The organism is Bosea sp. (in: a-proteobacteria) (assembly GCA_023910605.1).
Taxonomy (GTDB): domain Bacteria; phylum Pseudomonadota; class Alphaproteobacteria; order Rhizobiales; family Beijerinckiaceae; genus Allobosea.
The window spans coordinates 3,569,762-3,581,619 of record JAAVVV010000001.1 but is presented as its reverse complement, the minus strand read 5'-3'; the positions used below and the strand labels follow the sequence as shown (position 1 = coordinate 3,581,619).

Annotated in this window: 11 protein-coding genes; 2 read left to right on the top strand and 9 right to left on the bottom strand. The window is 68.6% G+C overall.

Annotated elements, in window-relative coordinates:
* Positions 1 to 103: 103 nt before the first annotated feature.
* From HEQ16_17270 to HEQ16_17260, 3 genes are all read right to left on the bottom strand, one after another.
* Positions 104 to 1,504, bottom strand: a complete 1,401-nt coding sequence (locus HEQ16_17270; GenBank protein ID MCO4055760.1) for a murein L,D-transpeptidase — start codon at positions 1,502 to 1,504, stop codon at positions 104 to 106.
* A 186-nt stretch (positions 1,505 to 1,690) separates the two neighbouring features.
* Positions 1,691 to 2,647, bottom strand: coding sequence for an acetyl-CoA carboxylase carboxyltransferase subunit alpha (locus tag HEQ16_17265; protein ID MCO4055759.1), 957 nt, complete (start codon positions 2,645 to 2,647; stop codon positions 1,691 to 1,693).
* Positions 2,648 to 2,798: 151 nt separating this feature from the next.
* Entirely contained in the window at positions 2,799 to 3,590 is a 792-nt protein-coding gene (locus HEQ16_17260) for a class I SAM-dependent methyltransferase (protein ID MCO4055758.1), read from the bottom strand.
* Positions 3,591 to 3,691: 101 nt separating this feature from the next.
* Between HEQ16_17260 and gloB the strand changes: the two genes are divergently transcribed.
* Positions 3,692 to 4,456 (top strand): hydroxyacylglutathione hydrolase, encoded by a 765-nt coding sequence (gloB, locus tag HEQ16_17255; GenBank protein MCO4055757.1) that lies wholly within the window; start codon positions 3,692 to 3,694, stop codon positions 4,454 to 4,456.
* Positions 4,457 to 4,485: 29 nt separating this feature from the next.
* Entirely contained in the window at positions 4,486 to 4,917 is a 432-nt protein-coding gene (locus tag HEQ16_17250; GenBank protein MCO4055756.1) for a cupin domain-containing protein, read from the top strand.
* A 6-nt stretch (positions 4,918 to 4,923) separates the two neighbouring features.
* Here HEQ16_17250 and HEQ16_17245 read toward each other — a convergent pair whose 3' ends face one another.
* From HEQ16_17245 to HEQ16_17220, 6 genes are all read right to left on the bottom strand, one after another.
* The gene (locus HEQ16_17245) at positions 4,924 to 5,805 is read right to left on the bottom strand and encodes a DMT family transporter (GenBank protein MCO4055755.1); all 882 of its coding nucleotides are present in this window, start codon (positions 5,803 to 5,805) and stop codon (positions 4,924 to 4,926) included.
* 97 nt (positions 5,806 to 5,902) lie between these two features.
* Entirely contained in the window at positions 5,903 to 6,298 is a 396-nt protein-coding gene (locus HEQ16_17240) for a response regulator (GenBank protein MCO4055754.1), read from the bottom strand.
* The gene (gene cheB / locus HEQ16_17235) at positions 6,295 to 7,422 is read right to left on the bottom strand and encodes a chemotaxis-specific protein-glutamate methyltransferase CheB (protein ID MCO4055753.1); all 1,128 of its coding nucleotides are present in this window, start codon (positions 7,420 to 7,422) and stop codon (positions 6,295 to 6,297) included. Before cheB ends, HEQ16_17240 begins: the two co-directional genes overlap by 4 nt.
* A complete protein-coding gene (locus tag HEQ16_17230; GenBank protein ID MCO4055752.1) occupies positions 7,422 to 8,039 on the bottom strand; it encodes a chemoreceptor glutamine deamidase CheD in 618 nt (205 codons plus the stop codon). The genes cheB and HEQ16_17230 overlap by 1 nt, the downstream gene beginning before the upstream one ends.
* Complete coding sequence (locus HEQ16_17225) at positions 8,032 to 8,904, bottom strand: chemotaxis protein CheR (GenBank protein ID MCO4055751.1); 873 nt, start codon at positions 8,902 to 8,904, stop codon at positions 8,032 to 8,034. The genes HEQ16_17230 and HEQ16_17225 overlap by 8 nt, the downstream gene beginning before the upstream one ends.
* Before the next feature lie 4 nt (positions 8,905 to 8,908).
* Positions 8,909 to 11,803: a HAMP domain-containing protein gene (locus HEQ16_17220; GenBank protein MCO4055750.1), complete on the bottom strand. Its 2,895-nt coding sequence runs from the start codon at positions 11,801 to 11,803 to the stop codon at positions 8,909 to 8,911.
* Positions 11,804 to 11,858 lie beyond the last annotated feature (55 nt).

Here is an 11,858-nt window from a genome sequence, read left to right as displayed (position 1 = left end):
AGCCGACGCGGCTCCTGAGCTTGCGGCCGCTGGCGAGGAGGCGGGCCGCCTGCTGGGCACCGATGGCGATGCCCATGCGCGTGCTGTCGGCGACGTCACCGGATCAGTCCCTCGCGGGCGCAGGGCGCTGGGCGACGCGCACCTGCTGGGCAGCGTTCGGCGCAATGGCCTGCGGCGAGGCGCGGCCCTGGGCTTCCGGCCGGCGCGGGGACGCTGCGGCACCGGCAGGCTGTGCAGCAGGCTGGGCTACCACCGGGGCCGCAGCGGCAGGCTCCGCCACGGGGGCGGCGAAGGGGTTCAGCGACCAGACACGCTGGAGCATGGACGGCGTCTCGACGCTGGCCGCCTGGGCCGCAGTCGTGTCAGCGGCAGCCGCCGCAGCCGCCGCAGCCGCGCTGCGCGTCACGGCGGTGGCGTTGGCTGGCTGATTGACGGCGCGCGCAGCGGCAGGCGGCACAGGAGTGGCCGCGACGACAGCAGCAGCGGCTGCCGGGGCTGCGAGGCGGGGGCGGCCCGTCGGGTCGATCGCGACCTCCTGCGGGCTCGCCAGAACAGCTTCAGGGCGGCTGACGCCCACGGCGCGCGAGCCCCATGCGGTCTTCTGTTCGAGCGCATCTGGCCCCGAGTTCATGAGCACCTGGGTGAACTGGTGATGCTGGCCGCCATCCTGGTAGACAAGCCGCACGGCAGGCGTGCCGCGCGCCACCAGAGCCGCGACCTGCGCCTGATCCTGGCGATGCTTCTCGTGCGCTGCGGCGATGATGTCCTGCGCGCGCGGGTCCTCACGGCAGTCCTCGGTGCGATTGAAGGCGTAGCGGGCCTGGCACACCGACACTGCCGGCGCCGCGCCCGCCACCTCGAACATGTCCGAGCCTTCCTTCAGGTTGCGCCAGAAGGGCATGTGCTGATCGTAGCGATGCTTGGCCAGGTTATCGGCCGTCATGCGGAAGGGCAGCGCCTGCATCTGCACGGCCTGCTGGCCGCCATTATGGGCTTCGCGCACGATGGCGTAGATCTCGGCGATCTGGTCATCCGACATCGAGTAGCAGCCGGCCGAGGAGCAGGCGCCGTGCACCATCAGATGGGCGCCGGTGCGGCCATGGGCGCGGTCGAAGGCGTTGGGGTAGCCCATGTTGAAGGATAGGTAGAAGGCCGAGTTCGGGTTCATCTGCGCCGGGGTGATGTGATAGAAGCCCTCCGGCGCCTGACGGTCGCCCTCACGCTTCTTGGGCCCGAGCTGGCCCGACCAGCGGCACATTGGATAGCTCTTGAGCAGCTTGTAGCGGCCGTCACTCGCCATCTTCCAGATTTCGAGCTCCGACTCCTTCTTGAAGGAACGGATCAGCACGGGTGAATGCTTGGTCATGCCCTTCTCGGACATGAGGGCATAAACCGCGTTCGGAATCGGGATGTTGTGGCGGGAAGCTCCGCGCAGGCGCGTCTCCTCGCAGCCGGCGAGGGCCAGCCCGACGACCAGCGCGAGCGAAACAGGCAACAGACGCAAGGCGGAAACTCCCCGGACGGAAACTCCACAGGCGCGTCCCAGAGCGGGACGAACCCAACATACGCGCAACTATAACCGTTAGCCTTGCCGAACCCTTACCACAACCCGCGACAACCTGCCCGCATGGTGAACAAGTTGTTAACGGCGAAACTGAGGCCGCTGCCCGCACCGCGAGGTGCCGGGGCCTCAGCCAAGCTTGCGGCCAATGGCCAGAAACTTGTCGGCGCGCTGGTCGCGCAGCTGGTCCGGCGACAGGCCAGCGAGCTCGGACAGGGCCGAGGCGATGGCGTGCCCCCCGCGCTGGATGGCCTCGATCGGGGCGCGGTGGGCTCCGCCCGCCGGCTCCGGAATGATCCGGTCGATGACGCCAAAGCGGAAAAGATCCTGCGCCGTGATCTTCATGCTGGTGGCCGCATCCTGCGCGCGGGCCGCGTCATGCCAGAGGATCGAGGCAGCGCCTTCGGGCGAGATCACCGAATAGACCGCATGTTCGAGCATGAGCACGCGGTTCGCCGTGGCGATCGCCACCGCGCCGCCCGAGCCGCCTTCGCCGATGATGATCGAGACGCTGGGCGTGCCCAGCGCGAGGCAGGCTTCGGTGGAGCGGGCAATGGCCTCGGCCTGACCCCGCTCCTCCGCCTCGATGCCGGGGAAGGCGCCTTTCGTATCGACGAAGCTCAGGACAGGAAGCCTGAACCGGTCGGCAAGCTCCATCAGGCGCACCGCCTTGCGATAGCCTTCGGGCTTGGCCATGCCCCAATTGTGCTTGAGGCGGGTTTCGGTGGACGAGCCCTTCTCCTGGCCGAGCACGCAGACCGGCGCGCCCCCGAAGCGGCCGAAGCCCGCGATGATGGCCTCATCCTCGCCAAAGCCGCGGTCGCCGGCCAGCGGCGTGAACTCGGTGATCAGGGCGGCGCAGTAATCGACGAAATTCGGGCGCTGCGGGTGGCGGGCCACCTGGGTCTTCTGCCAGGGCGTCAGCGCCTGGTAGAGCGCCTTGAGCGACTGGTCGGCCTTGGCTTCGAGCCGGGCGATGTCCTCGCCGATGGCCACGGCGTCGCCCTTGGCGGCCATGGCCTTCAGCTCGTCCACCTTCGCTTCGAGGTCAGCGATCGGCTTTTCGAAATCGAGATAGTTTCTCATCAGGACAGGATTCCGGCCTTGTGGCTGCGGCGTGGCTTCGGTGCGGGTCCGCCATGTCGTCGCTCAGCCTGCAAGGGCTCCGACGTCACGCCGTGCGGCACGGGAAGTTTGTCGGCTCGCCGCGGTGATGTGGCGGGCCGAGCGGCGACTGTCAAGGATGCCGCAGCGGCAGGCCGAGCCGGCAGGCAGCCGCCGGGGCTGCGCTGCGGCCCGCGGACGGCGCAGGAGCGGGCAGGGGAGCGAGCATCTGGCGCAGGGCGAAGGCGCGGCGGCTCTTGGCCGGGCTGCGGCGATAGAACTGCTTGGTCGCGTCGATCACATGAACGCCGGAGAAGGGCAGGCCAAGCCCGGCGCCGACCTTCTCCCAAACGGCCGCGGAACGCAGCACGGAGGCGCTCTGCAGCGGCGGGGTGAAGAGCGCCTCGGCCCAGTTCTCTGGCGCGAACAGGGTGGCGCGCATCAGCTTCTCGAGCTGGCTGCGCGAGAATGGCCGGCCATGGCCGAAGGGCGTGCCGTCGACGCGCGCCCAAAGGCCCCGGCGATTGGGCGCAACCAGCATGAGCCGCCCGCCCGGCGCCAGAACGCGCCAGCATTCCGCGAGAAGCTCCTCAGCGTTTTCACTGGACTCGATGGCATGAACGAGCAGCACGCGGTCGACCGAGGCGTCGTCCAGCGGCAGCAGCAGCGGATCGACCAGCGCGGAGGCCGAGCCGCCTTCGCTCGCCCAGTTCACCACGCCCTGGGTGGCGGGCATGAAGGCGAGCGAGCGCTCCGCCCCTGCGCGCAGCAAGGCGAGATAGGGCACCGCATAGCCGACGCCAACCAGACGCGCGCCGCGCACGTCGCTCCAGAACCGCAGGATCGCGCGGCCGATGAAGCGGCGGGCGACATGTCCCAGAGGGCTGACATAAAAGCTGCGCAGATCGACGACATCGGTGCTCATGGCCGCGCACCATTGCCCCGGCGCTGGACAAGCGCAAGTGTGCAAGCCCATATGCGGGCTTGCCGGCCGGCCGGCGGTCCTGTGTCGGAAGGAGCAGCCCCGTGCCCATCGACCTTCATGCCTTCCGTTGCCTCGGCGACAATTGCGGAGCCCTGATCCGGGACCGGGCCAGCGGTCTGTGCGCGGCGGTCGACGCGCCCGATGCCGGCGCGGTCAACGCTGCCGCCATCGCCATGGGCTGGAATGTCAGCCACCTCTTCATCACCCATGAACATGCCGACCATGTGCAGGGCGCCGATGCGCTGGCGCGGCTGACCGGCTGCGAGGTGATCGGCCCGCGCGAGGCGGCCCGCGCCGTGCAGCTCGACCGCATCGTGGGCGAGGGCGACGAGGTCAGCCTGGGCGACAGCGCCTTCTCGATCTGGGCGACGCCAGGCCATTGCGCTGGCCATCTGGGCTGGGTGTGCGCGGAGGGCGAGATCGCGCTGGTCGGCGATGTCGTCTTCGTCATGGGCTGCGGCCGGCTTTCGGGCGACACCGCGCCGCAGCTCTGGCGCGCCATCAGCCGAATCGCGGCGCTGCCCGATTCCGTCAGGCTGGTCACGGGCCATGATTACACCCGCTCCAACGCCAGCTTCGCGCGGGCGGTCGAGCCTGGCGACGCAGCCATCGCCGCCCGGGCCGCCGAGGCCGAGCGCCGCGCGGCCGCGCAGGATTTCTGGGCCGTGACCACCGTGGGCGAGGAGAAGGCCACGAACCCGTTCTTCCGCGCCGGCGAGGCCAAGCTGATGGCGCGGCTCGGGGCGGCCGATGCCGCCGCCAGCTTCGCGAAGCTGCGCCAGATGAAGAACGAGTTCAGGGCATGAGCGCAATGCACGGGTCCGGCCTTGCTGCGATGAGCGAAAAGGAGGTCATCGCGCTGCTCGGCCTACAGCCTCACCCCGAGGGCGGGCACTACAAGGAGACGTTTCGCGACGCGCGGCTGGTGGAGGGCGGACGGCCTGCCTCGACCGCCATCCTTTATCTGCTTGGCGCTGGCGAGACATCCGAATGGCACAGGGTGGACGCGGCCGAGGCCTGGCACTGGCATGCCGGCGCGCCGCTGGTCATCACGGTCTCGGCCAATGGCCATGACGCCGAGGCGCATCATCTCGGACCCGAACTGCGCCTGAAGCAGCGCCCGCAGATCATCGTGCCGGCCGGGTGCTGGCAGACCGCCACGAGCCTCGGGCACTGGACCCTGGCGGGCTGCACCGTGGCGCCCGGCTTCAGCTTCGAGGGCTTCGAGATGGCCCCGCCGGGCTGGCGGCCGTCCCCGCGCCGCTGAACGCCCTCAGGGCTTTGATGGCCGCGATGCCACCAGCGCGCCGACCACGATGAGCGCGCAGGCGAGGGCCAGCGCCCAGCCGGCCTCCGCATAGCCGGCCAGCACGAGGATGACGGTGGACAGCACCGGCGCTGCATAGGAGGCGACGCCGAGGAAGGCCATGTCGCCACGCTTCATCCCGATGTCCCAGCACAGGAAGGCCAAGCCCATGGAGCCGATGCCCAGACCGGCGACGCCGAGCCATTCGGTCGCGCCCGATGGCCAGATGGTCGTCTCGAAGGCGAGGTGGCACAGCGTGGCAAGAACGGCGCAGCCCAGCGTCGTGACGCCCAGGCTTTCGGTTGGCACCGCGGCGAAGAGGCGCGAGACCACCGAATAGCTGGCCCAGATGAAGGCGCCCAGCAGCGCGAGCCCGTAGCCAAGCCAGACACCGCCGCCCAGCCCGGGCGCCGAGCCGTCGCCCGAGCCGAGGCGCCCGCCAACCAGCAGCAGCAGGGCGCCAAGCCCGATCAGCGCCCCCATCAGATGGCGCGGCGTGAGGCGCCCTCCCGGCAGCAGCGCGGCGAAGAGCACGATCAGCAGCGGCCAGAGATAATGGATCAGGTTGGCCTCGGCCGGGGGGCTGAGCTTGAGCGCGGCATAATAGACCGCCGTGTCGCCGAAGGGGCCATAGACCCCGAGCGCGAAGGAGGCCCATGTGGGGCGCGCCAGATGCAGCGTGCCGCGCAGCGCCGCGACCAGCAGGATCACGCTGCCGCCGATTCCGAAGGTCAGCGCCACGAGCTGGAAGGGCGGCACCTTGCCAGACATGGCCGTGAACAGGGCGAGGGTCGACCAGATCGCGATGGCGCCAAGGCCGATCAGGGTCGGGCGGGAGAGACGGATCATCACGGGTCCTGAAGCGCGGGCGGCATCCGCGCCGCCCGGCCTCATCCCATTGCGCCGCGTCTCAGGCAATCCCCCGCAGGCGCAGGAACCGCACGGCTCAGGCTGCGAGCTTGCACATCAGCGCCCGCTCTAGCCGGGTGCGCAGCTCCACATCATTGTAGGGCTTGGTGATGTAGTTGCTGGCGCCCGCGCTCATGGCGCTCTGCACGTTGCTCAGCTTGTTCTCGCCTGTGGCGATCAGCACCGCCGTGGTCTTGTTCATCGTGGAGGCGCGGATGAACTTGAGCACGTCGAGACCATTCGTGTCGCCCAGGTTCCAGTCGAGCACCACAAGATCGTACTGGCGCTGCGCCACCAGCTCCTTCGTGGTGGCGCCATCGGGTGATTCGTGGATGCGCCGGAAGCCGAGCTTGTAGAGGTAGAGCATGGCCAGCTCGCGCATGCTTTTCTGGTCGTCAACGACAAGGACTTCGAACTGGTCGAGCGGCTTCATGGCAGGATCTCCGTCTGCAGGGTATGGCGCGCGTCGCGGCGCGGGGGGCGTGAGCCGGCCTGAGGGCCGGGGAGGATCTGGGCGATTTCGCTGCCGATGGCGGCCAGGGGCGTGGAACGGTCCACCGCGCCGCATTCCAGCGCCGCGCGCGGCATGCCGAACACCACGCAGGAGGCTTCGTCCTGGGCGAAGGTGCTCGCCCCGGCGCGGCGCATGGCCAGAAGGCCGTCGGCGCCGTCCCTGCCCATGCCTGTGAGGATGACGCCGATGGCGGCGGAGCCGACGGCGCTGGTGACGGCATGGAACAGCACGTCGCATGAGGGCCTGTGCCCGGAAACCTTGTCCTGGTCGTCGAGCCCGGCCAGTAGCCTGCCGCCCTCCCAGCGCACGCACAGGTGCCGCCCGCTCGGCGCCACCAGCACGGTGTCAGGGCCGAGCACCTCGCCGCCGCGCGCCACATGCACCTGGTGCGGCGTGGTGTTGCACAGGCGCGAGGCGAAGGCCTCCGCATAGCCGGGCAGCATGTGCTGGGTGATGAGAATGGGCGCTGTGCCGGGCGGAAGGCGCTTCAGCACCTCGATCACCGCGATGATGCCGCCGGTGGACGAGCCGATGGCGACGAGCGGTCCGGCGCTGCGCCCGGCCGCCGGGCCTGAGGGGGCGCCCGCCGCAGGCGTACGCGGCGTGGGGGCGCTCGGCAGTTCCGCCTGCCGGTCGCGCCCTGCCTTGACGAGGGCGACGTGGCCGGCGAGCTCGCGCTGGAGCGTCTCGTGGGTGCTTGTGATGCCATCGGGTTTCTGGATCAGGCCGACCGCTCCCAGCGCCAGGGCCTGATCGCGGAGGCGCCCGTCCGTGCCGGCGGCTCCGGAGATGATGAGGACCGGGACCGGGCATTCGCGCATGATCCGCTCAAGCAGCGCGAAGCCATGGCGGCCCGGCAGCTCAAGATCGAGCAGCACGAGGTCCACCGGCTCGCGCACCAGCACGGACCAGGCAGTTTCGGCATCCTCGACATCCGCTATGATCTGAGTGCCGGGTATGCTGCCCAGCAGAAGCATCAACAGGCGGCGAACGGTGGTCTGGTCGTCGCAGACAAGGATCTTGAAAGGGCTGGACGGAATCATCAGAACATCTCCACAACAGAAGCGGCGCGCCTGACCGAGATGGCGGCCTGATGCCGCGCCTCGCTGCGGGCGAGTTCGGCGGTGGCGAGCGGATCGATGTGCTGCACCAGCACCCGGCCGCTCCACGGCTCGAACAGGATGCGTCGAGGGCTCGAGCCGCCCGTGTCGCGCGAGCGGATCGGGATCTTCTCGTGGTTGAGAAATTCCTCCGCGAACTGGGCGTTGCGGTCGCCGATGCCTGACTGATCGAACACGGCCGCGATCTTGGCGCCGCCGAAGACCTTTGCCTCGAGGTTGCGGCGCTCGCAGCCCGCGCGCATCAGCGCGTTGATGAGCACCTCCATCGCGGTGTCGCCATAGAGCATGGCGTCGCGGCTGGCGCTCTGCCCTTCCGCCATGGCCGGCAGCATGAAGTGATTGATGCCGCCCAGCCGCTTGCGCTCATCGCGCAGGCACACCGCTATGCACGAGCCCAGCAGCGTCGACAGCATCTCGGCCTCCTTGCCGGTGATGGCATGGCCGCCCGGCGGCACGGGAACCACGGTCGCCTCGAAGCGCGCGTCGAAGTAGCTGCGCCCGCCGGCATGTTCGCGTCCAGGGATGGTGGCCTCACGCATGGCTGCGTCCGATCAGGCTGTAGGCGGTGCGGCCGACAAGCTTCAGCTGGTTATAGTTGGGGCCAAGCGACTCGGAATGGCCGATGAAGAGCGTGCCGTGGGGGGCAAGCATCCCCGCGAAGCGGTCGATCAGCGCCATCTTCGTGGGAGTGTCGAAGTAGATCATCACGTTCCGGCAGAAGATAACGTCGAAGGGGCCGTTGAAGGGCCAGGGTTCAAGCAGGTTGAGCTGCCGGCAGGTGACGAGGCGGCGCAGCGGCTCGCCGACGGTCAGGTGTCCTGCCCGCGACGAGGGCGCGCAGCCCAGAAGCGGCGCCAGGTCGGGGGGCGCCCGGCTGACAGCCTCCTCGGCGTATTCGGCGGCGCGCGCCCGCTCCAGGATCTCGGTGTCGAGATCGGTGGCGAGAATGCGCGCGTCGCATCCGGTGTGGCCTCGAAGTGCCCGGTGCAGGATCGCGGCGATCGAATAAGGCTCCTCGCCCGATGAGCACGCCGAGGACCAGATACGCAGCCTTGCCGGCTTGCGGGCCAGGATCGTCGGCAGCACCTCGCTGGCGAGCTGGTCGAAGTGATGCCGCTCGCGGAAGAAGGAGGTGTGGTTGGTGGTCAGTGCGTTGAGCAGTCCGGGCAACTCGCGGTCCCGTTCGGGCGTCCGCAGCAGCGCTATGTAGTCCGAGATCGAGCTGAGTCCGAGCGCCTTGACCCGCCGCATCAGCCGGCCGCGGGTCATGGCAGACTTGTTGTCGCGGATCACGATCCCGGATTTCTCGTGGACGATCTGGGCGATCAAGCGCAGTTCGTCCTGCCTGAGAGTCAGGTCCACCGGCGCAGCGCCGCTCATATCCGCGTTCGCAAGCGCAAGCATCGGCTCAGAACTCCGTCCAGCTGGTGGCCGCCGCGCTGGCCGTGGCGCCGCTCACCGCGCCCTGCCGGACCGGCTGAGCTTCTGGCGCGGCTGCTGCGGGCCTGCGCGCAGGCGCCTTGGCGCTCCAGCCTTCACGGGAGGCGGGGGTCGAGGGGCGATTGGGTGTCGCCGTTTTCTCGGCAAAGGCGGCGCTGACCAGGTTCTGCAGCAGCTTCGGCTCGGGCTGGCCGCGCACCTGCGCCTGGGCGGGCCCGGTCTCCGTGCGGAACGAGGCCGCGAGGGAACGCAGCGTCGCGATCTGTTGCTGCAGCCCGTCCGCCGCCGCCGCGCTCTGCTCGGCCATGGCGGAATTCTGCTGGGTCATCTCGTCGAGGTGCGCCACGGTCTGGCTCATATCCTCGATGCCATTCGCCTGCTCGGCGGTGGCGGAGGAGATGTCGGCCACCGTGGTGGAGACGCGGCTTGCAGCGTCCACGATCTGTTGCAGCGCCTCGCCCGCGCCGTGCACCAGCCGGACGCCGTCAGCCACTTCCTGACCGGAATTAGCGATGAGGCCCTTGATGTCCCTGGCCGCCTGGCCGGAGCGCTGGGCGAGCGTGCGCACCTCGGACGCCACCACCGCGAAGCCCTTTCCGGCCTCCCCGGCGCGCGCGGCCTCGACCGCGGCGTTGAGCGCGAGCAGATTGGTCTGGAAGGCGATGTCGTCGATGACGCCGACGATCTCCGCGATCTGCTGGGAGGCCCGCTCGATCCGGCCGATGGCATCGACCGCGTCGCTGGCGATCGCGCCGCCCTTCGCTGCGACCGTGCTGGCCTCCTGGGCGAGCTCGGTGGCGCGGCGGGAGCTCTCGGCCGTCTGCTTGACGGAGGCTGCCAGTTGCTCGGTCGTCGCCGCGGTTTCCTCCAGCGAAGTGGCCTGCTGCTCGGTGCGCTGGGCCAGATTGTTGGAGCCGGCGTTGATCTCGGAGGCTGCATTGGCGACCTCCTCGGCCGTGGCCTGGATCGTCGTCATGGTCTCGGTCAGCCGGTCGAAGGTGGCCTGCACATTCACCTGCAACTGCTCGAAGGACCCGATGAGCTGGTGCTGGCTGCGATAGGTCAGGTCGCCCTGCGACAGATGCGCGAGGGATTCAGCGATTGTGGCGATGGCGGTCTCGATCGTGTTCGAGATCTGGTTCAGACCATCGGCAATTTCGCGCATCGGGCCGGACTTGCCGTCGAGCGACACACGCTGGGTGAAGTCGCCGACCGCGGCGGCGCTGACGATGCGGGCGACCTCGGTCGCGGTGCGCAGCTCGTCGGTCACGTCGCGCCATTCGACGGTTGCGCCGAGATACGCGTTGCGCTCGTCGCGGACGGGGATCGTGGTCAGGTCGATGGTGCGGCTGCCGAAGCTTGACCGCGTCGCGGAGCCGGCGCCGTTCGAGGCCTTGGTGACGCTGTCGATCCCGAGATAGCGGCACATGGCCTCGTGATTGGAGCCGACGATGGCGTCGGGGTTGAAATCGGGGTTGCTGTTGCGGATCTGCGCGGCATGCTCGCGGAAATAGGCCAGCGCCGCGCCAGAGGCGTAGACATAGGCATTGCTGGAGTCGGTCACGAGCAGGTTGACGTTGGCCTTGTCGAGCGAGGAGCGGATGCGGGCTGCATCCATGCCGGCCGCGTGCACGACCTGCAGCGAGCGGGCGAGGTCGCCGATCTCGTCCTCGCGGGCGAGGCCGGGAATATCCGCGCTCTCGCCGCGCGCCAGGCTTCCGATGGCGGCGCTGAGCCGGGTGAGGGGAGTGGTGACGGTCCGCGCCGCGAAGGCTGCCAGCAGCATCATCACCAGCAGCATCCCGGTCGAGATCATGACGATCCAGTAGACCAGCTCCATGACGCCTTGCTGGATCGCGGCCATGGGCCTGGTGACCACAACGGCCCAATTCCTGCCCATGACTTCGATCGGAGCGGCTGCGACAAGCGCCTCCACCCCATTCATGTCCCGGCCGACAGCAATGCTGCTCCGGCCCCTGAGCGCAGCGGTTACATGCTCACCGGTCACCTCCCTGGCCAGAATGGTGTTCTGTGTCGTTGATGAGAGTTGGCTGCGCAGTAGGCTGTCGGGTCCCACCAGGGCTACATCCACCTTGGCCCCTTCAGCTGATTGAAGCTTGTCGGTGGTGGCCGTGACGGACATCTGCACCGCCACGACGCCGAGAGGCTCGTTGGCATCGTTGACCAGGACACGGGCAAGGAAGCTTGCGGGAATTCCGTTGCTGGGCTCGTAGGGCTGGAAATCGGAGAAGACAATCGTCCGGTCCGGCGCCTTGGCCATGGCGTCGCGGAAAGCCTCGGCAATGCCGCTGTTGCGCAGCTGCCCTGTGAGCAGGTTCTCACCGAAATCGCTCTCCTTCTCGACCGTGTAAATGATCGTTCCATCGGTGCTGATGAGGAATATGTCGTAATAGCCCAGCTCGGTTTTCAGCTTGCGAAGCTGCGGGTGCTGGCGCCGATGGAGCGCGCCATAGCGGCTGCGGTCGCCTTCCCCGTCATAGCTGAAGCGCGGCGCGCCCTTGGCAGGGTTCTCGGAGGTGTAGGCCTTCACCACAGTCTCGAATTCGCCGGGCCCGAAGGCGTCGATCGCGCCTTTGAACGAGAGCAGCGCGGTCGTTATCGATGGCGAATCCGCCATGATCTCCATCTCCCGCCGCACCTGGTCGAAGTGAAGCGTGACCATCTTGGCGCTGTAGGCGGCCATGTTGCGGAAGCTGTCCTCCGACTGGACCCTGACCGTCTGGTTGGCGACGTAGATCGCCACCCCGGACAGCGAGAGCGTGGAGATCAGCAATCCGACCCCCGCAAGAAGAGGCAGCTTCATGGACAGGCTGGACAGGAAGCGAGGCAAGCGGATACGCATCGGGAAACTCCGGGACTACACACAAAAATCAGGCAGTTGGGCTGAAACGGCGGGA